Origin of the sequence: Haloplanus rubicundus (assembly GCF_003342675.1) — an archaeon.
Taxonomy (GTDB): domain Archaea; phylum Halobacteriota; class Halobacteria; order Halobacteriales; family Haloferacaceae; genus Haloplanus; species Haloplanus rubicundus.
On sequence record NZ_CP031148.1, the window covers coordinates 1,718,097 to 1,740,405 of the forward strand.

The following is a 22,309-nucleotide window of genomic DNA, read 5'->3' on the forward strand; positions in this document are numbered from 1 at the left end:
GCTCAACACTCGCGCTGAAGGAACTCGACGGACCGGTCGGCCGTGACCCGAACGATCAGCCGCTGGTGGTAACAGCCGGCGGGTGCCCACGTCGTCGACTCGGGGCCGGCGAGCACGCCGCCGTCCCGTGACGTTACCTCGACCGACACCTCGTACCGTCCGGTCTCGACGACGTTCGTGTCGCCGCCGCGAGTGTGTTCGGTCGGAAACATCCGGTACTCGCTCTCGTAGACGACGGCCGGATCGGCGAGGACGCCGCCGGTCGAGCGGACGACCGTCCGGACGCGAACCTCGCGGTCGAGTTCGTTCGCCCACTGGATCGAGCCGTAGCCGGTGTCGGTCGCTTCGAGGCCGGCGTAGGTGCCGAGGCTCCCGGCGAGGGCGCCACCGGCCGCCGCGAGCGCCGTTCGTCGCGTCGGCATTCGTTCGGGCGATGCGCCTCGCCGCGCATAACCCTGTCCGTGCCACCCCGTGGCTCGGCGCCGGCCGACCCACGCACTTTTTATCACCCGGGTGTGTAGACCAGTGTACCAACGACCCGCGGGCAAATGCGGCCGATGGCCGCATGCGGGGACCAGCGACCGACGTGCTGTAAGACGCCGGGGCCGGTGGCCCCCAGAGACGGGATTTGCGTGAGCACCCTTGCCACACTTGTGGCGTTTCAATGCTCGGACAAACCATGGAAATCGAAATCGCAACAATCGGCGGCTACGAGGAAGTCGGGCGGCAGATGACTGCCGTCCGCGCCGGTAACGACGTCGTCATCTTCGACATGGGTCTGAACCTGTCGCAGGTACTGATCCACGACAACGTCGAAACCGAACAGATGCACAGTCTCGACCTGATCGACATGGGCGCCATCCCCGACGACCGGGTGATGAGCGACCTCGAAGGCGACGTACAGGCGATCGTCCCGACCCACGGTCACCTCGACCACATCGGCGCCATCTCGAAACTCGCCCACCGCTACGACGCCCCCGTCGTCGCGACGCCCTTTACCATCGAACTGGTGAAACAGCAGGTCCAGGGCGAGGACAAGTTCAACGTCGGCAACGACCTCGTGAAGATGGAGGCGGGGTCGACCATGTCCATCGGCGACTCCGGCAACGTCGAACTCGAGTTCGTCAACGTGACCCACTCGATCATCGACGCGATCAACCCCGTCATCCACACGCCGGAGGGCGCCATCGTCTACGGGCTGGACAAGCGGATGGACCACACGCCGGTCATCGGCGACCCCATCGACATGGACCGCTTCCGCGAGATCGGTCGCGAAGGCGCGGGCGTCCTCGCGTACATCGAGGACTGCACCAACGCGGGCCGGAAGGGCCGCACCCCTAGCGAGTCCGTCGCGCGCAAGCACCTGCGCGACGTGATGTACTCCGTCGAGGACTACGACGGCGGCATCGTCGCCACCACGTTCAGTTCCCACATCGCCCGCGTCACGAGCCTCGTCGAGTTCGCGGAGGACATCGGGCGCCAGCCCGTCCTCCTCGGTCGTTCGATGGAAAAGTACTCGGGCACCGCCGAACGCCTCGACTTCGTCGACTTCCCGGACGACCTGGGGATGTACGGCCACCGCAAGTCCGTCGACCGCACGTTCAAGCGGATCATGAAGGAGGGCAAGGAGAACTACCTGCCCATCGTCACGGGCCACCAGGGCGAACCGCGCGCGATGCTGACGCGGATGGGTCGCGGCGAGACGCCGTACGAACTGGAAGACGGTGACAAGGTGATGTTCTCGGCCCGCGTCATCCCGGAGCCGACGAACGAGGGCCAGCGCTACCAGTCCGAGCGCCTCCTCCGGATGCAGGGCGCGCGCATCTACGACGACATCCACGTCTCCGGCCACCTCCGCGAGGAGGGCCACTACGAGATGCTGGACGCGCTGCAGCCCCAGCACGTCATCCCGGCCCACCAGGACCTCGAAGGGTTCGCGCCCTACGTCGACCTGGCGGAGGGCATGGGCTACGCGCTCGGCCGTGACTTGCACGTCACGCGCAACGGCAACATGATCCAGCTGGTGGAATGACGACCGATTCGACGGAAGAGCGGGTGCTCGCCGCGGTTCGTGAGCGCCGGGAGCGGGTCAACGCGGCCATCGACGAGGACCTCCCCCTCGTGGCGCCCGAACGGCTCTGGGAGGCGTCGCGCTACCTGCTGAAGGCGGGTGGCAAGCGTCTCCGGCCGACCGTCTCCCTGCTGGCCGCCGAGGCCATCGCGGACGTGCCCCCGCTCTCCGTCGACTACCGTCAGTTTCCCGCCCTCGACGGCGGCGAGGTGGACGTGATGGCCGGGGCGCTGAGCCTCGAAGTCATCCAGTCCTTTACCCTCATCCACGACGACATCATGGACGACGACGCGCTCCGTCGGGGCGTGCCCGCCGTCCACAAGGCCTACGACGTGGACACCGCCATCCTCGCGGGCGACACGCTCTACTCCACCGCCTTCGAGATCATGGCCGACACGGGTGCCGCGCCCGAGAACGGCTTGGAGGCGATGCGGATGCTCGCGGAGACCTGCACCCGCATCTGTGAGGGGCAGGCCCTCGACGTGGAGTTCGAGCGTCGACGCGACGTCCTCCCCGACGAGTACCTGGAGATGGTGGAGTCGAAGACCGCCGTCCTCTACGGCGACGCCGCGGCGACGCCGGCGATTCTCCTCGACGCCGACGACGAGGTGGTCGACGCGCTCTACGCCTACGGCATCAACTCCGGATCGGCGTTCCAGATTCAGGACGACGTGCTCGACCTGACCGTTCCCTCGGAGAAGCTCGGCAAACAGCGCGGCTCGGATCTCGTCGAGAACAAGGAGACGCTCATCACGCTCCACGCCCGCCAGCAGGGCGTCGACGTGGACGGCCTCGTCGACGCCGAGGACGCCGAGTCGCTGACCGACGCCGAAGTCGAGGAGGCCGTGGCGACGCTGAACGAAGCGGGCAGCATCGAGTACGCCCGCGAGAAGGCGCGCTCGCTCGTCGACGAGAGCAAGCGAAATCTCGAAGCCCTCCCCGACAACGAGGCTCGGTCGCTACTGGAAGCCATCGCGGAGTACCTCATCTCCCGGGGCTACTGACGGCGGCTCTCTTTATCCTACAACCACGTACGCAGCCGCGTACGCCAGCCACGCGACCGTGATCGCGCTCAGCCCGGTCAGGGTCGCCCCGAGCCAGTCGGGGGGGTCGACCGTCGGCCCACGGGGATCGCCGACGAGGCGGGCCCGCGGGAAGATTCCGAGGAGGCCGACGGCGAGGACCGAGAACACGAACGGGTAGGAGAGATCGAGCGTCGGCGCGGGGATGAGGAGGACGCTGGCGGCGTAGCCGGCGCCGAGGGTCGCCCGCGGGCTGACGGCCGTCGTCGGCCGCAGGCCGGTGGCGAGACAGACGACGGCCACCGCGGCCCAAACCGTCGCGAGTTCGACGCCGAACGCGGCGAGCAAGTGAAGCGTCGGGTCGGCCGCGAGGGCGACCCGGTCGGTCACGAGCGCCGCGTCGGCGGGGTAGAGCATCACCGGCGGTTCGCCGGTGAAGAGGTCGCCGAATGGGTGCGTGACGAGGCCGACGAGGGCGGCGCCGAGTATCTGCGGCGCCGTCAGCGCGGCGTGCCGGCCGGCGACCGTGCCGACGACGGCGGCGCCGAGGACGAACAGGAGCGTGATCAGCGCCGCGAGTGCCCCGCCGATGGTTCCGACTACTGCGATCAAGAGGCCACCGAGCACGACCGAGAGCGCTCCGGCGGACCGGGAATCGGTCGCCCGGAGCGCGGCCAGCAGGGCCACCGGGACCGCGAGGACGAGCGAGTGGGTGACCGCACGGTGGACGACGTTTCCGGTCGACCAGAACGCGCCGGCGACGGCGAGGGCGTCGCCGCCGGCGGCGCCGGCGACGCCGACCAGGGCGTAGGCCATATCCACGTCGGGGAGGGCGGCGAACGCGCCGGCGACGACACCGAGCGCGAGCGCGCGTTCCGTGCGCCAGCCGCGGGCGACGGCGACGCCACCGACGAGGGCGAAGGCGAGTGCGGCGTGGCCGACGAACATGCATTACGTTCTCGCGGCGAGAACATAAATGGCGTGGGCGTCGTGCGAACAGGAGTCACCCCTCGTCGGCGGCGACCTTGGTCCACCGGGCCTCGATGTCGGCGTTCCCGCGGACGACGGTGTCGTCGTCGACGGCGAAGCGCGTCTTGCGGAGTTCGATGGATCGGACGACGCCCTCCATGTCGCCGACGCGGACGGTGTCGCCGGCCTCGAAGTCGGGGTCCCGGAGGAGGTAGACGCCGGCGACGGCGTCGGCGATCATGTCGCTCGTCGCGTAGGAGACGCCGAGGGCGACGAAACCGGCGGCGGTGCCGAGCGACGCCGCGATGCCCTCCAGTCCGACCACGGAGAGCGTCGAGAGACCGACGCCGAACCAGAGGAAGACGGCGACGACGGTGGTGAGAAACTGGCGGTAGACCGGCGACTCCCCGCCCATCGTTCGCGCGAGGACGGCCTTCAGGACGGCGAGGACGAGTTTGACGAACAGCGCCGCCAACACCAGAAAGACGACGCCGCCGACGACGGTGGGGACGGCTTCGATCAGGCGGCGAAGGAACTCGTCGAGTGCACGCACGAGAACGTTCGACTGCAGTACGGCGCCGCGCATACGGTCCGTGGCGGGCGCCCGCCACTAAAGGTTACGCGCCGACCGCCCGATCGACGACTTCGTAGTCGTCGCCGTCGACGCCGATGACCGCCCACTCGTAGTCCGGATCGAGTCCGGCGAGTCGATCACGGAGGTCCCCTGCGGCCTCCATCCACGTTACGAAACAGCGCAGACGATAGTCCGTCGTCCCGCCGTCCGCTCGGAGTTCGGGGGGCGAAGACGCCTCGTCGGCGTCGAGTGCGGTCACGTGGACGGTGCGCCACTTGCGTTCGGCCCTGAGATCGACCCCGTCGCCGTCGACGGAGTATCCGAGGCGGCGGAACACGTCCCGCGCCTCTTCGACAGGTGGCATGGTAACAGGGGCCATGTAAGCGTGGATACGGCGGCTCGGATGATAAATGTTACCACGATAATACGTGTGGCCGGCCGAACGCCGGTGAGCGTGTTCAGACGGTCGGTTCGACGTTCTGGTTCGTGCTGAACAGGTTGTCGGGGTCCCACTCGTCTTTCAGTTCGACTAGCCGGTCGTACGTATCACCGTAAGCGGCGCGAACCCGGTCGTCCTCGTCGTCGTCCATGTAGTTCACGTAGACCCCGTCGGCGGCGTACGGTTTGAGGGCCTCGTGGAACTCCCGGGCCCACGTGAGGTGTTCCTCGTCCCGCTCCGAATCCGTCCACTTCGGGGCGACGGTGAAGGAGAACGTCCGGTCGCGGTGTGGGAAGGCAGTTGCGTCGGCCTCGGCGATTGCCCCCTCCATCCACTCGAAGAACATCGAGGAGTACGGCGACGGAATCGACTCGACGTGGTTCATCAGCGTCTCGACGAAACCTTCGGAAATTTCGTCGTAAAAGTTAGATTTCCAGTAGTTGCGGTGCCCCTCGCAGTAGAGTTCGTCGGCCTGCGCTTGATAGACCGTGTACGGCATCGTCTCGGTCAGGTCCGCGATGGGGTCCCCGAAGTCGCGAAGCGGCTGGAACGCCGCCCTCGCCTCCGCCACGTCGCCGGCGTAGAGTCCCCGAAACGCCAACAGCGTCTCGCCGTGTAGGGGCTCCGGTAGGCCGTACTCGGGGCTGCCCCGCAGAATCGCCGCGTAACACCCCACCTCGTTCGGCGCGTCGCTCATGAACTCCTCGTAGAACTGTAGGGTCTCGGGGACAGCCTCGTACGGGTAGAGGAGCCTGACGCTGAGTATCTCCGGCCCCAGCTCGTGGAGGTCGAACTCGAACGCCGTCGCGACGCCGAAGTTGCCGCCGCCCCCACGCATCGCCCAGAAGAGGTCCGGACGCTCGTCCGCACTGGCGTGGACGAGTTCACCCGCCGCGGTCACGACGTCCACCGACCGGAGGTTGTCGTGGGCGAGGCCGAACTTCCGGGCGAGATAGCCGAGGCCGCCGCCGAGCGTGAGTCCGGCGACGCCCGTCGACGTGACGATACCACCCGTCGTGGCGAGGCCGAACGCCTGGGTCTCGTGGTCCACGTCACCCCACGTTGCGCCGGCACCGACGCGGGCAGTCCGGGCCGCCGGATCTACCCGGATCCAGTCCATCGGTGCGAGGTCGATCACCAGCCCCTCACACAGCGCGGTGCCGGCGACGTTGTGGCCTCCACCCTTGACTGCCAGCGGAACGTCGTGTTCCCGCGCTACGTCGACAGCAGTCATCACGTCGGCTGCCCCCGTACACCGGGCGACGACTGCGGGCTTCGTGTCGATCATAGCGTTCCACACCGACCGGGCCTCGTCGTAGCCGTCGTCATCGGGTTGGAGGACCGCCCCGTGCAGTCGTTCGCGTAACGATTCGACTGTCGCGTCGTCGAGCTGACTTGCTGTCCCCATCCTGTTGCCCCCTTCGGCCGTTCCGCGTCGGCCACTCGCGACTCCCCACGTCCGACGCGAAACCCCCCTTGCACTTCGGCGACATCCATGTTAAATGTTAGCAGAAAACACGGTCGGCGATCTGCCGCGACCGTACCGCAGCCAGTCCGCTCTCCGGTTACAGCGGCGCCGCGTTCGCCCCGTCGGCTTGGGCCTCCGCGTCGCTCACGTCGAACGCCGACAGGAGCGACCGGAGTCGTTCGGCGCGATCGCTGAGCGACGTGACGTTGGCGCTCACCTGCGACATCGAGGCGGCCTGTTCCTCGGCGGCGGCGGACGCGTTCTCGCTCTCGTCGGCCGTCGTCCGGCTGATGTCGGCCACCTGTTCGACCATCGACACCGCCTCCTCGGTGCTCGCGGCCTGATCGTCGGCCGTCTCGCTGATGTCCTGAATCCCGCTATCGGTCGCTTCGGCGTTCTCGGTCACCTGCGTGAAGGCGTCGACGACTTCCTGGAACGCCTCGACGCCCTCTTCCATGTCCCGTTCGGCCGCCCGCGCCTTCTCGACTGCCGTCTCCGTCTGTGACTGTGTCGTCTGGATGAGGTCTTCGATCTCGTTCGCCGAGCCCTGCGTCTTCTCGGCCAACTGCTTCACCTCGTTCGCGACGACGGCGAACCCGCTTCCGTCGGCCGATCCATCGCCGTTTCCGGCGCGGGCGGCTTCGATGTTGGCGTTCAGCGCCAGCATGTTCGTCTGCTCGGCGATGTCGCCGATGAGGCCGATGATCTCCTCGATTTCGGCCATCCGCTCGTCGAGTTTCTCGACGTTTTCCACCGTGGAATCGATCGCCGTCTGCACGTCGCGGGCGTCCTCGATCGCCCCCTGTGCCGTCCGCTCGCCGGCCTCGGCGATTTCGGCCGTCTCGTGGGAGCGCTCGGCGACCGTCTCGGCGGAGGCGGCCACTTCCTCGACCGTCGCCGACAGGTCCGTCATCTCGGTCGAGACGGTTTCCAGCATCTCCCGCTGTTCGTAGGCGCCGTCGGCGATTTCTTGGATCGTCTCGCTCACCTCCTCGCTCGCCTGCTTGGCCTCGTCGGCGCCGGCGTTCGCCTCCTCGCTCGCCGCCGACACCTCCTCCGCGAACGACTGGATGTCCCGCATCGCCGACTCCGTCTCCGCCATCATCTCGTTGAACGCCTCGGCGATCCGTTCCATCGCCTCGCTCTCGCTGTCCGCCTCCAGTCGGACGCTCAAATCCCCGTCCGCGGCCCGTGCCATCGCGGTGCTGTAGGCGTCCGCCTTCGCTTCGAGGTGGTCGTTCAACCCCTCGACCTCCCGCTGTTTGGCCTCGGCTTCGGCTTTCGCCTCCTCCGCCTCGGCTTTCATGCGTTCGATTTCGGCCTTCTTCGCTTCCAAGTTCTCGACCTCTTCGGTCTTCGCCTCGGCCTCACGGAGTCGCTGTTGTGCCTCCTCTCGCGATTTCTCCGTCGAGTACCAGTGTGCCATCAGGGCGGCCGCGAGCATCAAGACGAACACGCCGTGGATGAGCCCCCACACCCACGGGTTGTTGATCGCGGCGGTGTGGTTGTACACCCGCTCGGGGTTGATCATCCCGAAGACGCCGTGGGTAAGGACGACGTAGCCGATGCCGAGGGCGAACGGCACCCAGTCCTCGTAGACGGCGACGACGGCCATCCCGACGAAAAAGAGGAAGTGGGCTTCGATGAACCCACCCGAGAAGTGGACGAGCACGACCGAGGTAGACAGGACGCCGAGCGTCCCGAGGGCCGTCCGCACTCGCCGGGGGAGTTGCGGGAGCCCCGCCACGAGGGCCACCCCCGCCAGGAGTCCGAGTTCGAAGAGGACGTGTGAGAGGGGAATCGCAGGGAGCGTCGCCCCCGTCACCAGCGACTCCGCTCCCTCGTACGTCCCGATGAGAAACAGGGCGGGGATCGCCGCCAGTATCAGAATGCGAATATTTCGGTGTCGACTCCGCCACGTCTCCGTCGGAATGGAGTGCCCGTCGGGAATGTACGCCACGAACTCCCGGATAGCGCCCGGCCCGTGCGTCGCCCCGGAGTCCGCCGGCCCGGCATCGCGTGATATCTCCGCCATACAGCTGTAGATCCTCACAGCGGAAAAAAGGGCTTCCCACCCAGTATCACGCCTGATACTTCTACTTCCTACTCCGCCGAGCGTGGCGATACCGGCGTCGGACGCGACGGTGACAGTTACGTCCGGAACGACTCGCCACAGCCACACTCGGAGACGACGTTCGGGTTCTCGACGTGGAATCCCTCGGCCTGGAGGCCGGATTCGTAGTCGAGCACCGAGCCGCCGATGTAGTCGACGCTCGCGGGGTCGACGAACACGCGCAGGTCGTGGCGCTCGACGACGGTGTCGTCCTCCTCCGGTTCGTCGTCGAAGCGCATGCCGTACGAGAGGCCGGCACAGCCTCCCTGTTGGACGAACAGGCGGAGGCCACCCACGTCGACGTCCATCCCCTCGCGGTCCATCAGCGCGAGCGCTTCCGAGGCGGCCTCCGGAGTCACTTCCACCACCCGGTCGCTCGTCCCTTCGACTGATTCGGTACTCATGGACGTGGATACACCGCGAAGCCTGTTAACCCTGACGGGGAGATGTAATCGGTCGTCGTTACTTCCGCCGACGGTCCCGAGCGACGGGGGCGACACGTCCGCGCCGACGATCCGTCCGGCCCGCGGCACCGGCCCCGTCCTCGATGGCGTCTCGGGATCGCGGTCTACTCGAACCGTCGCCGCACGCTCTCGGCGTGGCCGGTCAGGCCCTCCGCCTCCGCGAGTGTCGTGATCGTCCCCGACAGATCGTCGAGGGCGTCGCGGTCGAGGCGCTGGACGGTCGTCGACCGGAGGAACGTCTCCACCGACAGGCCGCCGAACCGCCTGGCGCCGCCGCCCGTCGGCAGGACGTGGTTCGTCCCCGAGGCGTAGTCGCCGGCGGCGACGGGGGTGTAGGGACCGAGGAAGACGCTCCCGGCGCTCTCGATACGGTCCAGCAACGCCTCGTCGTCGTCGGCCTGGATCGACAGGTGTTCCGCGGCGTACTCCTCGGCGAAGAGGACGGCCTCGGACATCGAGCGTGCGAGGAAGACACCGCTCGCGTCGTTGTCGAGCGCCGCCTCGACCGTCTCCCGGCGGTCGCACTCCGGCAGTCGCTCGTCGATTTCCTCTGCTACCGCCTCGGCCAATTCGGCGTCGGCCGTCACCGCGACGACGGACGCGTGGTCGTCGTGTTCGGCCTGTGCGAGGAGGTCGGCGGCGACGAACGACGGATCGGCCGTTTCGTCCGCGAGGACGAGCACCTCGCTCGGTCCGGCGAGGAAGTCGATCTCCACGTCGCCCCGGACCTCGGCCTTGGCCGCCGTCACCCAGCGGTTGCCGGGGCCGACGATTTTCTCGACGGCCGTGACCGTCTCGGTGCCGTAGGCCATCGCCGCGACGGCTTGGGCGCCCCCGACGCTGTAGACGGCGTCCGCGCCCGCCTCGTGGATCGCCGCGAGCGTCGCCGGGTTCAGCTCCTCGGCCGGCGGCGTCGTCACGACGACGTGGTCGACGCCCGCAACCGTCGCGGGAACGATTCCCATGAGCGCGCTGGAGGGATAGGCCGCGGCGCCGCCGGGGACGTAGACGCCGACGCGGGAGAGCGGGCGGAACCGGCGGCCGAGTTCCCGGCCGCCGAAGTCGTCGCGCCAGTCCTCGGGCACCTGCCGCTCGTGGAACTCGCGGACGTTGTCGGCCGCGGTCCGGATGGCGGCCAACAGGTCGTCGTCCAGTTCTTCGTGGGCGCGTTCGGCCGCGTCCGTCACGTCCAGATTGCCGACTTCGACGCCGTCGAACTCGCGGGAGAAGTCCCGGATCGCCACGTCACCCTCGTCGCGGACGCGCTCGACGATGTCGCGCACGTCGTCGCGGACGGCGTCGACGCCCGCGTCGCGCTCGAACAGCGCCCGCCGGTCGGCGGGACCGAGCGCCTCGATGTCGCGTACTTCCATACCCCTCGGTACTGTGGGCGGGCGAAAAGGGGTTCCGGTCCGACCGTCGGCGGGGACGCCGGGCCAGTCGGCGGCGTCCATCCCTCGGCCGCCCCGCTACTCGGGGCGCTTGTAACCGTGGCCGGCGACGAACGCCACGGCGTTCAGGCAGACGAGGGCCGCGAAGGCCACGCGGTGGGTCGTGACCACGCCGGTCGCCAGCAGGGGGAGGTACGTGAACGGCAACAGCGTCGCCACCCAGAAGGCGAGAAAGCGGACGGGGCGGAACGCGAGTTCGACGGCTCGCTGGAGGGCCGGGAGCGATTCGGTCGCGGTGCGTGCGAGGGACGTGGATCGGACGGACATGGTGACTGGCTCCATCTACCCCATGTCCCTCCGCGATCATATAGGGGGTAAATCGTTGCCCCGTGTTCAACTCGTTTTGCACCGTTAACGGGGCGGTCTCTGGGCGAACGTTCGTTTTACGACCACCTCTAATCGTTCGAAAGATTTTATAACTCTTCGAGAATCGGTTTTGGTCCGATTTGCGTCCTGCTCGGGAGTTCCCGTCGGATGTAACCGATACCAGTAACATCTGCTTCGTATCGTGACATATATAAGTTTCTCGACAGTTGTTTAGGTCCCGAGACGGTACCGGTAGTCGATGCGCGCGTCGCTCGCCAGTTGGACGGACTCCCGATTCGACGTGGCGTGGGGCGAGGTGACAGGGGCGGTGGGCGACACCGTGACCGTCCTCCCCATCGTCGTCGCCGTCGCGGCGCTGACGGGGCTCTCCCTCCCACATCTCCTCGTCGGCTTCGCCGTCTTTCAGGTGGTCTGGGGGCTCCGGTACGGCCACCCGATGTCCGTCGAGCCGATGAAGGCGCTCGCGGCGCTGGTCATCGCCGGCGGCCTCTCCACCGGCGAGTACGTCGCTGCCGGGTTGCTCGCCGGCGCCGTCCTCCTCGTCGTCGGCCGGACCGGCACGCTGGCACGACTCGCACCCTACGTCGGCGAACCCGTTGTCCGCGGCATCCAGGTCGGCGTCGCGCTGATCCTCCTCCGGACCGGCGTGACGACCGGGCTGGAGGCGCCGTCGCTCGCGGCGCTCGCCGTGGTCGTCGCCCTCGGCACCGTCGTGACCGGTCACCGCGAGGTGGCGGCGCTCGCCGTCCTCGGCCTCGGCGCGGCGCTCGCCCTCGGCGCCGCCGGACCGATCACGCCCCGGCTCCCCGCCCTGACCGTACTCGACCCCGCCTCGCTCACCCTCTCGCGGAACGCCGTCGGCGCGACGGTCGGCCAACTGGCGATGACCGTCGGCAACGCCGCCGTCGCCACCTCACTCTTGGTCGAGGAGTACTTCGACGCCGACGCGTCGCCCGACGACCTCTCGACCAGCATGGGCGTCATGAACCTCCTCGCCGTGCCCTTCGGCGCGATGCCCATGTGCCACGGGAGCGGCGGCGTCGCCGGCAAGTACGCCTTCGGTGCCCGAACCGCCACCTCCAACCTGATTCTCGGTGGCCTCTATCTCCTCCTCGCCGTCGTCGCCGTCGACGCCGTCGCGGCGTTCCCGATGGCCGTCCTCGGCGTCGTCCTCGTTCTCGTGGCCCTGCAACTCGGTCGCTCCGGCCTCGACACCGAGGACCCGTGGCTGACCGGTACCGTCGGCGTCACTGCCCTTCTCGTCAACGTCGGCGCCGCCTTCGGCGTCGGCATCGTCGGCTATCACGCCCTGAAACGAGTGCGCGGCGAGGACTAGAAGCCGCTCGCGGTGCCGTCCTTCCGTGGCTCCGTCGCACCCGACATCACGTCGCCGTCGAGCCGCGTGATCTGCCCGCCGCCGAAGTCGCCGGGCGGCCGGACGACCACCTCGTGGCCCCGCCGAGCGAGTTTCGGCAGGAGGCCGTCCGGGAACCGGTCCTCGACGGCGAGGCTCCCGTCCTCGCGGTAGCGCCAGCGCGGCGCGTCCAGCGCCGCCTGGAGCGGCATGCCGTAGTCGAGCAGGTTCGACAACACCTGCAGGTGTCCCTGGGGCTGCATGTAGCCGCCCATGACCCCGAAGGCCGCCCAGTCGTCGGCGGCGAAGCGGCAAAGTCCCGGGATGAGCGTGTGGAACGGACGCTTGCCGGGTTCGATCCGGTTCGGGTGGTCGGGGTCGAGCGAGAACGAACTCCCGCGGTTCTGGAGCGTGATGCCCGTCCCCGGAACCACCACGCCGCTCCCGAAGTTCCCGAAGATGGAGTTGATGAAGGAGACGACGTTTCCCGCCTCGTCCGCGACGGTCAGGAGGACGGTATCGCTGTCCTCCGGTGGCGCCCCCGGCCCGCCGATAGAGACCGAGCCGGCGCGCTCGCCGACCGTCGCCGCCCGCTCCGCGGCGTAGGCCTTCGATCCCAGCGCCGGCACGTCCTCGAACTCGGGGTCGGTGATGTAGTGGTGGCCGTCGTGGAAGGCGCGCTTGAGCGCCTCCGCGAAGTAGTGGACCCGCTCCGGGGAGTCGTAGTCGTAGCCCCCGGCGTCGAGTTCCTCCGCGACGTTCAGCGCCTCCAGCGCGATCAGTCCCTGGTTGTTCGGCGGGAGTTCGTACACCTCGGCACCGCGGTAGGTGGTCGAGACGGGGTCGACGTACTCCGGTTCGAAGTCGGCGAGGTCGTCGGCCGCGAGCAGTCCGCCCCGGTCCTGCACCGTCCCGGCGATGCGGTCGGCCAGCGGCCCCTCGTAGAAGGCGTCGGCGCCCTCCGCCGCGACCGTCGCGAGGGTCTCCCCGAGGTCCGGGAGCGTCACCACCTCGCCGGGCTCGGGCGATCGGCCGTCGAGCAGGTACTCCTCGCGGGCGTCGTCCTCGGTGAACAGCGCCTCGCCGGTCGTCCACATGTCGGCGATCACTTCGCTGACCGGGAACCCCTCCCGCGCGTACTCGACGGCGGGGTCGAGTGCGGCTGCGAGCGACCGGTTCCCGTGATCCTCGACGAGGCGCTCCCACCCGCGCGCGCTGCCGGGGACGGTCACCGCGAGCGGCCCGGCACCCGGCATCGACGCCGCGGACGGATCGACGCCCGAGCGCTCGGCCACCCGCTCGCGCACCGTCTCGACCGTCGCCTCGGCGGGCGCGCCGCCGCAACTCCGAAACGCGCCCACGTCGCCGTCGGCGGTGCGATAGAGGGCGAACGCGTCGCCCCCGATGCCGGTGCTCATGGGTTCGACGACGTTCAGGGCGGCCGCCGTCGTCACCGCCGCGTCGAAGGCGTTGCCGCCCTCGCGAAGGGCTTCCACGCCCGCCTGTGCCGCGAGCGGCTGGCTCGTCGCCACCATCCCGTTCCGCGCGTAGGCCGTCGACCGCCGCGAGTCGAAGCGGTCGAGGTCCGGATTCGGATCCATGTCCCACACAACCCGACAACTACACAAAGTCGTTGGGTATCGGGCCAATCTAACCGTAAATATACGGCATGATATCAGAAGTAATGTTATGTTTGTATTTTATTGGGCGAGAAAACTGACTGTTGGTGTTCAGCAAGGCATTTCTCGAAACACGTTCGGTCACCGGCAGGTGTGCCTCTCGGCCGTCGAACGGGTGTCTCCAAGAAGTCGGCGAGGTTAGTCGATGTGGCCTTCGCGGCGCAGCTGGTCGGCGTCCTGTCCCGAGTAGCGCCACTCGATGTTGGCCTTCTCGTCCTGCCAGGACCACGGTTCCACGAGGACCACGTCGCCCTCGTTGATCCACGTTCGGTACTTCATGCGGCCGGGGATGCGGCCCATTCGCTCCTCGCCGTCCTCACAGCGGACGCGGACGTGGTTCCCACCGTTGTGCTGGGTTACGACCGCGAACAGCTCGTCGTCGTCGGGCATCCGGAGATTCCGGCGCCCCGTTTCTTCGCTCATAGTTGGATTAGGTGGCCTACACGGATAAATAATCGGAGATGCTCGGTAACGTTTCGCACGGAGCCGTACGCTTCGTGGGGCGTCCTGCCGGCGCCCCCGAACCTTTCACCTCCCCGGTCGAACGGGCAGTCGATGCGTGCCGCAGCTTTCACCGACCTGATCGGACCGGACGGCGTCGACGTGATCGAACTGGACCGCCCCGACCCCGGCCCCGGCGAGGCCGTCGTCGACGTCGAGGCCTGTTCGATCAACCACCACGACCTCTGGATTCTGGAGGGGGCGTCGGCGATGGTCGACCCCACCGACCTCCCCTTCGTCAGCGGCCTCGACGTCGCGGGCGTCGTCCGAGCTGTCGGCGAGGGCGTCACCGGCGTCGAGGCTGGTGACCGGGTCCTCCTCTGTCCCAACGAGACGTGTGGCACCTGCCAGTTCTGCCGTGAAGGTCCGGAGAACCTCTGTGCGTCCTACTCGCTGTACCACGGCGGCCTCGCGGAGGCGGCCCGCGTCGCGGCCGACCGACTCGTTCCCCTCCCCGACGGCGTGGACACGACGACGGCCGCGGCGCTCCCCACGGCGTATCTCACCGCCTACCACATGCTCCGGCGGGCCGCGGTCGAACCCGGTGACCGCCTCTTCGTCCCCGGCGCGACCGGCGGCGTCGGCGTCGCGGCGATCCAGCTCGCCGACCTCCGCGGCGTCCGCACCATCGGCACCTCGTCGTCGGCGTCGAAACTCGACGCCGTCGCCGACCTCGGCGCCGATCACACGGTCCAGGGGACCGATCCCGACGCCCTCCGGGAGGCCGTCGACGACATCGGCACGCCCGACGCCGTGATCAACCACCTCGGCGGCGACTACACCGGCCTCGGACTCGACGTCATGCGCCGCGGCGGCCGGATGGTCGTCTGCGGGCGCACCGCCGGCCCGACCTCCGAAATCGACATCGCGAACCTGTTCCGGGGGCACAAGCGTGTCATCGGGAGCACGATGGGCACCCAGACCGACCTCGAACGACTCGTCGACCTCGTCGCCGCCGGCGACCTCGACCCCCTGATCGACCGAACCTTCCCGCTCTCGGAGACGGGCGCGGCGTTCGAGCGGATGGCCGACCGGGAGACGCTCGGGAAACTCGTCGTGACGATGGAGTAATACGGTTTCGTGTAGCCGTTACCAGTACGGTCCGGCGAACCACCGGTAACCAGTGACACTAATCCGTATAAGCCAGCGTCTCCATGAACCGGTTGGTCCCCTCGTCGGTGCCGGCGATGACGAGTTCGTCCCCCTCCCGGATGCGGAAGTCGGCGCCGAGGTCGGTGATCACCGCGCCGTCGCGTTCGACGCCGACGACGGTACAGCCCGTCCGCGCCCGCACGTCCGCCTCGCCGAGCGTCCGGCCGACGAGTCCCGGCGCGTGGGTGCGGATCACCTCCACCTGCTTGTCGAGCGAGATGACCTCCTCGTCTTCGAGGATCGTCGAGGCGAGCATCCGCCCGCTGACCGTCGCGAGCGAGAGCACGTAGTCCGCGCCCGCACGGTACATCTTCTGGACGTTCTCGGTCTCCTCCGCCCTCGCGATCAGTTCGATGCCGGGGTTCAGGTCGCGGATGACGAGGATGGCGAACTCGGTCAGGGTGTCGTCCGGGATGGCGAGGATGACGCTTCGCGCGTCCTCGATGCCGGCCCGCGAGAGCGCGTCGGGATCGGTCGCGTCGCCGACCACGTCGACCGCGGGGTCGTCGGCCAGATCCATCACGGTGTTCGAGACGCCGGCCGCCGAGAGCGCCCCCGAGACGGTGGTGCCGACCTCGCCGTGGCCGACGACGACGGTCCGGCCCCGGCGGAACCGACGCACGTCCGACATCGTGAGTTCCTTGAGCCGTTCCAGCTGTGCCTCCCGCCCCGTGACCAGCAGGACGGTGCCGTTGTCGAGCGTGGCGTCCGGCGAGGGTGGGCTCTCGAACTGCCCCCGGAACCACGCGCCCACGATGTTCACGCCGGCGCGCTCGCGCACCCCGCTCTCCGCAATGGTCCGGCCGACGAGGTCGCTGTTCCGCTGAATCGGCAGCTCCGCCACCTCGAAGTCCTCGCCGATTTCGATGGCCTCGCCCAACTCGGTCGAGATACCGGTCGTCACCTTCGACGCCAGCCCCTCGCCGAGGAGCGCCCGCGGCGAGAGCACGTCGTCGGCGCCGGCGAGACGGTGGTAGCGCTCCCGGGCCGGGTCGTCGACGACGCTCACCGTCCGCACGTCCTCGGCGACTTCCTTCGCGGTGAGGATCGTACTCGTGTTGACGGGGTCGGAGTCGTCGGCGACGAGACAGCGGGCCTCGGAGAGGCGGGCAGCCTCCAGCCCGTCGACCGACTGGGGGTCGGCGTGGATGACGTCGTACCCCTCCTCGTAGCGGTCCTTCGCCCGGTCGCGGTCCGGTTCGAGGATCAGGTGCTCGACGCCCCACGAGTCGAGTTCGTCCACCAGCGTCTCGCCCCGCGGCGTCAGCGTACAGACGACCACGTGGTTCTCCAGGTCCTCCCGGGCCGCCGTCGGCACCGTCGTGGAGATGGCCTCCTCGAACAGCGGGAAGACGAGCACCGGGAGCGCGAGGAAGATGAGGACGACGCCCGTCAGGTCCATCACGATGACGAGGACGTTCATCTCGGCGGTCGTCCACGGCGCGTCGGAGCCGAAGCCGGTCGTCGTGAACGTCTCCACGACGACCTGGAGCGCGTGGAGGAAGCTGACCGGCGACCCCTCGAAGGCGCTCATCCCGGCGTCGTACACCGCCGCGTAGCCGAACATCACGCCGACGAGGACGACGACGTACTGGGACGTTCGACGCTGCCAGGTGTCCATACGTCACTCTGTACTGTCGGTCGAATAAACGGACCGCTCCGCACCCGACGCGGCCCCGTCGGCGACGCGCCACCGGAGCACCACCACGATGCCGGCGCCCACGAGGACCAACCCCCCGGCGACGCCGAACGCCCGGGCGTAGCCCGACGCCGCGAGCCACCCACCGACGACGCTCCCCACGCCGCTCGCCACCGTCGAGAGCGCGCCGTAGACGCCGAGTGCCTCGCCGCGGACGATGGCCGGCGACAGGCGCGTCACGAGCGTAGCCGCCGAGACGGCGATGACCGCCCACGTGACGCCGACGAGGACGAACAGCGGGAGCGTAGCCGCGAGCGTTCCGCTCACCACCACGACGGCGGGGAGCGCAACGGCCCGGACGGCGAGGCTCCCGGCGTGGACCAGCGCCACCTCGTATCGCTCGACCAGCCACCCGGCGCTCCCGAAGAAGGCGGCCGCGCCGACGTTGAGGGCGAGATAGATGCCGAAGACGGCGTCGTCGCCGAAACCGACGCCCCCGAGGTAGGCCGGCAACGGGGCGAAGAAGGCGCCAAAGCCCGCGAAGACGAGGACGACGGCGGCGAAGTAGAGCGCGAGGCCGGGCGTGAACCGGCGGACGAACCGGCGCGGGTGGAGGCCACGGAAGTCCATCCGAGTGGGCGTGAACGGGAAGCCGGCGCCCCGGACGCCGAAGCGGGTGGCACCGCGGAGCGCCCGCCTGAGCCGTCGCGGCGCCGGCCCCGCTTCCGGGCCGGGACCGGCCGGGAGCGCCCGCGCCGTGACGAGCCAGCCGGCGGCCGCGCTGGTGCCACAGACGAGACAGACGGCCCGGAGCGCCGTCCGTGCGTCCAGCCCGACCAGTCGCTCGCCGCCGACGAGGACGCAGAAGCCGACGAGCAGGCCGAGCGCCCAGCCGACTCCCTGCCACTCGTTGAGGCGGGTGATCCGGTCGCTCCACTCGGCTTCCGGCGCACCGACGACGGCGAGGAGCGTGAGCACGGGCGTGGCCGCGGCGAAGGCGAACCAGATGGCGGCGTTGGCGGCGACGACGACGGGAACGGACTCGACGCCCGCGACGACCGCGAGCCCCCCGGCGACGACGGCGACGGAACCGAGGACGTATCCACGTCGATGCCCCGTGCGGTCGGCGAGGCGACCGACGACGAGCGCACCGGGCGCGCCCGCGGCCGCCGCGGCGGCGGCGAGTAGCCCCAGCGTCACCGGGCCGCCACCGAGTTCGACGACGTACAGCGGGACGACGAGCGACGCCCCCCCGAGGCCGATGGCGGCGAGGCCCCAGCCGTAGAGCCAGCGGTCGGACACGCCCTGTTCCTCTCGTCCCCGACACTTATGTCATTGCTTCGGCGGGGTGGCGTCGTTCGGTGCGGTCGAGTGTCAGTTCGAAGGAACACGCCTTTGTCGCCGCCCGTCGATGGGCCACCAGTGATCCCGTTCGGTCTCGTGGGCTGGGTCGTCGTCGCCATCGTCTCGACGGGCGTCATCTGGGTCGGCAGCGACCGACTCGAACGCGCCGCCGCCAAACTCAGCCGGTACTACGGCCTGCCCGTCGCCGTCCACGGCGCCGTCGTCGTCGCCGTCGGCTCCAGTTTCCCCGAACTCAGCTCCGTCGTCATCAGCACGCTCCTCCACGGCGAGTTCTCGCTGGGCGTCGGCGCCATCGTCGGCAGCGCCATCTTCAACCTGCTGGTGATCCCCGCGGCCTCCGCGCTCGCCAGCGAGGAACTCGAAGCCACGCGCGACGTGGTCCACAAGGACGCCCAGTTCTACATCATCAGCGTCCTCGTCCTCTTCATCACCTTCGCCCTCGGCGCGACGTACGTCCCCGGCGGGACGAACGAGGCGGCGATACTCACGCCGACGCTCGCGCTCCTCCCCCTCCTCACCTACGGCGTCTACGTCTTCCTCCAGTATCAGGACACCCGCGACCACGCCGCCAAGCCCGCTGACGGGGTCGACCCACGCCGGGAGTGGGGGCTGCTCGCCGTCGCCCTCGTCCTCATCGCCGTCGGCGTCGAGGGCGTCGTCAGTGCCGCCCTCGCGTTCGGCGACGCCTTCGACACGCCCCCGTTCCTCTGGGGGTTGACCGTCATCGCCGCCGCCACGAGCCTGCCGGACACCATCGTCAGCGTCCGCGCCGCCGCGGACGACGACGACGTGACCAGCCTCACGAACGTCCTCGGGAGCAACACGTTCAACCTCCTCGTCGCCATCCCCGTCGGCGTCATCCTCGCGGGGTCGGCGACCATCGACTTCCTCGTCGCCATCCCCATGATGGGCTTTCTCGCGTTCGCGACGCTCGTGTTCATCGTCGCCACCCGGACCCATCTCGAACTCACGAATCTCGAAGCCTACGCCCTCCTCGGGCTGTACGGCGTGTTCCTGCTGTGGATGGTGCTCGAAACGGCCGGGGTCGTCGACGGGGTGCAGGGCATCTGATCCTCACAGCGACCCGGTGATGAACAGTTCGAACAGGATGAAGAGGACGGGGAGCAGGATCGAACTGACCAGCCGGGTGATGATCCCGATCGAGAGCGGGTAGAGCTGGACGTTCTGGTAGTCGTCGAACTCCCGTCTGGCCCGGCGAATCTCCAGTTCGAGGAGTTCGTCGTTCGTCTCGGCCAGGTCGTCGTCCGGGAGCTCCGTCTCGCCGTCCGTCGCCAGCAGGGCGAGACGGTCCTCCAGTTTGCGGATACGCTCTCGGTGGGCGTCGAGCATCTCCTCGCGGAGCTCCTGTGCCCGACGGTTCACCTTGTAGGTCGGATAGATGAAGTTGAGCGCGACCAGCAGGACGAACAGCGCGACGCCGATGTAGACGACTTCCTCGTACGCGATGTGATTGGCAATCTGGAAGGAGAGCGGGAGCGCGAGCGACCCGAGCGAGGTGATGACGGTCATGCGAATGGCGAACGTCCCGACGGTGCTGAGGCCGCCGAGGCCGTCGGGGTGGAGCGGGTCCACGTCGAGGGTTACCTCCTCCGCGAACGCGTAGATCACGAAGACCGTGATCAGGCCGCCGTGGGAACGCAGGCCGGCGAACAGCAGCCAGTAACAGAAGAAGCCGAGATACGCACCCCGTTCGACGAGGGTGGTGATTCCCTGCGCCTGGAAGTAGTCCTGACCGACGACGAACACGGTGAGAACGAGCACGACCCAGACCAGCGTACTCACCCACCAGTACTTGACGTAGTAGGTGTCGAACCGGGTCGCCAGTCGTTCCAAGGTGTCGTAGTCGCTCGCTGCCGTGATTAGCTGGATGTCGTCGAAGAACTTCGGCAGGAGTCGCTCGTCGTAGTACCACACGTCGAAGGGCGCCGGGACCACCATCAGACAGGCGAGTGCCTGCCCGACGAGAAATGCCGTCGACGCCTCCGACGGGTCGAGCGCGACGGCCGACGTTACGATCGGAATCCATCCGAGCGTCACGAACGCGACGAGGAACGGCCGGTCGACGTATCCCCGGCCCCAATCGACGATCCGACTCACCCACAGCGACCGCGCGTTGTACTGCATCGGTCCGTTCGTCCCGTCTCGACTCGATGGCTTTGATTTTGGGGTGCTAATCGACTGCCTGCGCCCGAAAATCTAACTGTCGGAAACGGTATGTCCGAGGCATGGCCGAACAGGTTTCGTCCGGGAGTGTCGATCCCGATCCCGCTGCCGACGACGCGGCCGCCCCGCGACCCGCGGATCGGCCGCTCCCACCCTATCCGTCGAGCGCCGGCCATCCCCTGTTGCACACCGTCCACGCCATGCGCGACGTGTTCGGCTTCCGCGAGCGAGCGATGGCCGATCACGACCTGATTCGGATCAAGCTCCTTGGCCCGGGGGACGTGTACCACCTCGGCCATCCGGACCACTTCGAGCGCGTGCTGCTGAACGACCGGGAACGGTTTCGCAAGTCCGAGGACTTCCGACTCACCTTCGAGGGCGGTCTCGTAGCCGTCGAGGGGGACGCTTGGCGCCGACAGCGCGAGGTACTCCAGCCGCTGTTCTCGCGCGACAGCCTCCGTGACTACGCCGACGGCATGGTCGAGGCGGTCCGTCGTCGTCGCGACCACTGGCAGCCGGGCACCCGAATCGACCTCGCGGCCGAGACGAGCGACCTGACGCTCGATGTCCTCTTCGCGACCCTCCTGGGTCGGAAACTCGCCGTCGACGGCGACGAGGAGATCAGAACCGCCGCCGATCGCCTCCAACACTGGTTCACGCCGACCTCGTATCCGCTTCCAACGTGGATTCCCACGCCGGCACGCCTTCGGTTCAAACGCGGGAAGCGCCGTCTCCAGTCGGTCGCCGACGGACTGCTGGACGCCGCGGCCGACGACCCGCCCGCCGATCCGGGCGAGGCCGACGACCTCCTCTCCCTGCTCGTTGCCCTCCGCGAGTCGGGCGTCGAGAGCGAAGCGCTGACCGACGACCGCCTCCGGGACCAAGTGGTGACGATGATCTTCGCCGGCCACGACACCACCGCGACGGCCATCGCCTTCGCGTTCTACGCGCTGGCCCGCTATCCCGAGGTGCGGGAGCGGTTCCACGCCGAAGTCGACGCGCTCGACGGCCAGCCGACGGTCGCCGACCTCGACGCCCTCGACGTGACCGAACGCGTCGTCACCGAGACGCTCCGGCTCTTTCCCCCGGTGTACACGATCCCCCGCGAGGCGACGACCGACGTGGTCGTCGACGGTTACCGTATTCCCGAGGGTGCGACGACCTGGCTCACCGTCGACCGGGTCCACCGCGACCCGCGGTTCTACGACGACCCCGATACCTTCCGACCGGGGCGGTGGGCGACCGACCTCCGGGAACGCCTGCCGGACTTCGCGTACGCGCCGTTCGGCGGCGGCCCGCGCGCCTGTATTGGACGGCAGTTCGCACTGATGGAGGCCCAGCTCGCGCTCGCGACGATCGGTCGCGACTACCACCTCGCGTGGCCCGACGACCGGACCGACGACGGTCCCCCCCGACGACTCGGGATGACGACCCGTATGGAACCCGGGACGACCGTCCGCGTCGTCGAGCGGTGAATGGGTAGCGCCCGCCATCACGGAATCCTGCCGGACCGTCACGTCGAGACTCGTAGACCGCG

The 22,309-nt window shown here is 68.7% G+C and carries 20 protein-coding genes; 6 read left to right on the forward strand and 14 right to left on the reverse strand.

The annotated features are described in order from the left end of the window. Nucleotides 1–2: 2 nt before the first annotated feature. Complete coding sequence (locus tag DU484_RS09720; RefSeq protein ID WP_114605801.1) at nucleotides 3–422, reverse strand: hypothetical protein; 420 nt, start codon at nucleotides 420–422, stop codon at nucleotides 3–5. Between the two features lie 257 nt (nucleotides 423–679). Between DU484_RS09720 and DU484_RS09725 the strand changes: the two genes are divergently transcribed. Together DU484_RS09725 and idsA3 are read left to right on the forward strand one after the other, a co-directional pair. Beyond that, nucleotides 680–2,032, forward strand: a complete 1,353-nt coding sequence (locus tag DU484_RS09725) for a ribonuclease J (protein WP_114605802.1) — start codon at nucleotides 680–682, stop codon at nucleotides 2,030–2,032. Next, nucleotides 2,029–3,075: a geranylfarnesyl diphosphate synthase gene (gene idsA3, locus DU484_RS09730; RefSeq protein ID WP_114585865.1), complete on the forward strand. Its 1,047-nt coding sequence runs from the start codon at nucleotides 2,029–2,031 to the stop codon at nucleotides 3,073–3,075. Before DU484_RS09725 ends, idsA3 begins: the two co-directional genes overlap by 4 nt. Before the next feature lie 12 nt (nucleotides 3,076–3,087). Here idsA3 and DU484_RS09735 read toward each other — a convergent pair whose 3' ends face one another. The 8 genes from DU484_RS09735 to DU484_RS09770 all read right to left on the reverse strand — a co-directional run bounded on the left by DU484_RS09735 (nucleotide 3,088) and on the right by DU484_RS09770 (nucleotide 10,853). Then, nucleotides 3,088–4,041, reverse strand: a complete 954-nt coding sequence (locus DU484_RS09735; protein ID WP_114605803.1) for a metal-dependent hydrolase — start codon at nucleotides 4,039–4,041, stop codon at nucleotides 3,088–3,090. A 55-nt stretch (nucleotides 4,042–4,096) separates the two neighbouring features. Continuing rightward, nucleotides 4,097–4,648: a mechanosensitive ion channel domain-containing protein gene (locus DU484_RS09740; RefSeq protein ID WP_222844823.1), complete on the reverse strand. Its 552-nt coding sequence runs from the start codon at nucleotides 4,646–4,648 to the stop codon at nucleotides 4,097–4,099. 31 nt (nucleotides 4,649–4,679) lie between these two features. Further along, nucleotides 4,680–5,015: a DUF7116 family protein gene (locus DU484_RS09745; RefSeq protein WP_114585867.1), complete on the reverse strand. Its 336-nt coding sequence runs from the start codon at nucleotides 5,013–5,015 to the stop codon at nucleotides 4,680–4,682. Nucleotides 5,016–5,094: 79 nt separating this feature from the next. Further along, on the reverse strand, nucleotides 5,095–6,483 hold the full coding sequence (locus DU484_RS09750; protein WP_114605804.1) for an FAD-binding oxidoreductase: 1,389 nt from the start codon (nucleotides 6,481–6,483) through the stop codon (nucleotides 5,095–5,097). 157 nt (nucleotides 6,484–6,640) lie between these two features. Further along, the gene (locus tag DU484_RS09755) at nucleotides 6,641–8,578 is read right to left on the reverse strand and encodes a methyl-accepting chemotaxis protein (protein ID WP_114605805.1); all 1,938 of its coding nucleotides are present in this window, start codon (nucleotides 8,576–8,578) and stop codon (nucleotides 6,641–6,643) included. 116 nt (nucleotides 8,579–8,694) lie between these two features. Continuing rightward, nucleotides 8,695–9,060, reverse strand: coding sequence for a HesB/IscA family protein (locus tag DU484_RS09760; RefSeq protein ID WP_114605806.1), 366 nt, complete (start codon nucleotides 9,058–9,060; stop codon nucleotides 8,695–8,697). 164 nt (nucleotides 9,061–9,224) lie between these two features. Next, a complete protein-coding gene (hisD, locus tag DU484_RS09765) occupies nucleotides 9,225–10,493 on the reverse strand; it encodes a histidinol dehydrogenase (RefSeq protein ID WP_114605807.1) in 1,269 nt (422 codons plus the stop codon). 96 nt (nucleotides 10,494–10,589) lie between these two features. Beyond that, nucleotides 10,590–10,853 carry a hypothetical protein gene (locus DU484_RS09770; protein ID WP_114585872.1) on the reverse strand — a complete coding sequence of 88 codons (264 nt, stop codon included), beginning with the start codon at nucleotides 10,851–10,853 and terminating at the stop codon, nucleotides 10,590–10,592. Nucleotides 10,854–11,136: 283 nt separating this feature from the next. Between DU484_RS09770 and DU484_RS09775 the strand changes: the two genes are divergently transcribed. Then, on the forward strand, nucleotides 11,137–12,234 hold the full coding sequence (locus tag DU484_RS09775) for a putative sulfate/molybdate transporter (protein ID WP_114605808.1): 1,098 nt from the start codon (nucleotides 11,137–11,139) through the stop codon (nucleotides 12,232–12,234). Here DU484_RS09775 and ggt read toward each other — a convergent pair. Then, nucleotides 12,231–13,853, reverse strand: a complete 1,623-nt coding sequence (gene ggt, locus DU484_RS09780) for a gamma-glutamyltransferase (protein WP_114605809.1) — start codon at nucleotides 13,851–13,853, stop codon at nucleotides 12,231–12,233. The two genes, DU484_RS09775 and ggt, sit on opposite strands and share 4 nt — an antisense overlap. A gap of 216 nt (nucleotides 13,854–14,069) precedes the next feature. Then, nucleotides 14,070–14,354, reverse strand: a complete 285-nt coding sequence (gene eif1A / locus DU484_RS09785; RefSeq protein WP_049936888.1) for a translation initiation factor eIF-1A — start codon at nucleotides 14,352–14,354, stop codon at nucleotides 14,070–14,072. Nucleotides 14,355–14,486: 132 nt separating this feature from the next. Here eif1A and DU484_RS09790 point away from each other — a divergent pair, with 132 nt between their 5' ends. After that, entirely contained in the window at nucleotides 14,487–15,503 is a 1,017-nt protein-coding gene (locus DU484_RS09790; RefSeq protein ID WP_114605810.1) for an alcohol dehydrogenase catalytic domain-containing protein, read from the forward strand. A gap of 58 nt (nucleotides 15,504–15,561) precedes the next feature. On the opposite strand, the gene DU484_RS09795 is transcribed toward DU484_RS09790, so the two are convergent. Together DU484_RS09795 and DU484_RS09800 are read right to left on the reverse strand one after the other, a co-directional pair. Further along, on the reverse strand, nucleotides 15,562–17,205 hold the full coding sequence (locus DU484_RS09795; protein WP_114605811.1) for a potassium channel family protein: 1,644 nt from the start codon (nucleotides 17,203–17,205) through the stop codon (nucleotides 15,562–15,564). A gap of 3 nt (nucleotides 17,206–17,208) precedes the next feature. Further along, nucleotides 17,209–18,525: an MFS transporter gene (locus DU484_RS09800; RefSeq protein ID WP_114605812.1), complete on the reverse strand. Its 1,317-nt coding sequence runs from the start codon at nucleotides 18,523–18,525 to the stop codon at nucleotides 17,209–17,211. Between the two features lie 120 nt (nucleotides 18,526–18,645). On the opposite strand from DU484_RS09800, the gene DU484_RS09805 reads away from it, so the two are divergent. Continuing rightward, complete coding sequence (locus DU484_RS09805; RefSeq protein WP_245957226.1) at nucleotides 18,646–19,659, forward strand: sodium:calcium antiporter; 1,014 nt, start codon at nucleotides 18,646–18,648, stop codon at nucleotides 19,657–19,659. Between the two features lie 3 nt (nucleotides 19,660–19,662). Here DU484_RS09805 and DU484_RS09810 read toward each other — a convergent pair whose 3' ends face one another. Then, nucleotides 19,663–20,733, reverse strand: coding sequence for a hypothetical protein (locus DU484_RS09810; RefSeq protein WP_114585879.1), 1,071 nt, complete (start codon nucleotides 20,731–20,733; stop codon nucleotides 19,663–19,665). Nucleotides 20,734–20,834: 101 nt separating this feature from the next. On the opposite strand from DU484_RS09810, the gene DU484_RS09815 reads away from it, so the two are divergent. Then, nucleotides 20,835–22,247: a cytochrome P450 gene (locus DU484_RS09815; protein WP_114605814.1), complete on the forward strand. Its 1,413-nt coding sequence runs from the start codon at nucleotides 20,835–20,837 to the stop codon at nucleotides 22,245–22,247. Nucleotides 22,248–22,309 lie beyond the last annotated feature (62 nt).

Coding starts and splice junctions, on each gene's coding strand:
- DU484_RS09720 (WP_114605801.1), bottom strand. CDS start 422: ATGCCGACGCGACGAACGGCGCTCGCGGCGGCCGGTGGCGCCCTCGCC.
- DU484_RS09725 (WP_114605802.1), top strand. CDS start 680: ATGGAAATCGAAATCGCAACAATCGGCGGCTACGAGGAAGTCGGGCGG.
- idsA3 (WP_114585865.1), top strand. CDS start 2,029: ATGACGACCGATTCGACGGAAGAGCGGGTGCTCGCCGCGGTTCGTGAG.
- DU484_RS09735 (WP_114605803.1), bottom strand. CDS start 4,041: ATGTTCGTCGGCCACGCCGCACTCGCCTTCGCCCTCGTCGGTGGCGTC.
- DU484_RS09740 (WP_222844823.1), bottom strand. CDS start 4,648: ATGCGCGGCGCCGTACTGCAGTCGAACGTTCTCGTGCGTGCACTCGAC.
- DU484_RS09745 (WP_114585867.1), bottom strand. CDS start 5,015: ATGGCCCCTGTTACCATGCCACCTGTCGAAGAGGCGCGGGACGTGTTC.
- DU484_RS09750 (WP_114605804.1), bottom strand. CDS start 6,483: ATGGGGACAGCAAGTCAGCTCGACGACGCGACAGTCGAATCGTTACGC.
- DU484_RS09755 (WP_114605805.1), bottom strand. CDS start 8,578: ATGGCGGAGATATCACGCGATGCCGGGCCGGCGGACTCCGGGGCGACG.
- DU484_RS09760 (WP_114605806.1), bottom strand. CDS start 9,060: ATGAGTACCGAATCAGTCGAAGGGACGAGCGACCGGGTGGTGGAAGTG.
- hisD (WP_114605807.1), bottom strand. CDS start 10,493: ATGGAAGTACGCGACATCGAGGCGCTCGGTCCCGCCGACCGGCGGGCG.
- DU484_RS09770 (WP_114585872.1), bottom strand. CDS start 10,853: ATGGAGCCAGTCACCATGTCCGTCCGATCCACGTCCCTCGCACGCACC.
- DU484_RS09775 (WP_114605808.1), top strand. CDS start 11,137: ATGCGCGCGTCGCTCGCCAGTTGGACGGACTCCCGATTCGACGTGGCG.
- ggt (WP_114605809.1), bottom strand. CDS start 13,853: ATGGATCCGAATCCGGACCTCGACCGCTTCGACTCGCGGCGGTCGACG.
- eif1A (WP_049936888.1), bottom strand. CDS start 14,354: ATGAGCGAAGAAACGGGGCGCCGGAATCTCCGGATGCCCGACGACGAC.
- DU484_RS09790 (WP_114605810.1), top strand. CDS start 14,487: ATGCGTGCCGCAGCTTTCACCGACCTGATCGGACCGGACGGCGTCGAC.
- DU484_RS09795 (WP_114605811.1), bottom strand. CDS start 17,205: ATGGACACCTGGCAGCGTCGAACGTCCCAGTACGTCGTCGTCCTCGTC.
- DU484_RS09810 (WP_114585879.1), bottom strand. CDS start 20,733: ATGCAGTACAACGCGCGGTCGCTGTGGGTGAGTCGGATCGTCGATTGG.
- DU484_RS09815 (WP_114605814.1), top strand. CDS start 20,835: ATGGCCGAACAGGTTTCGTCCGGGAGTGTCGATCCCGATCCCGCTGCC.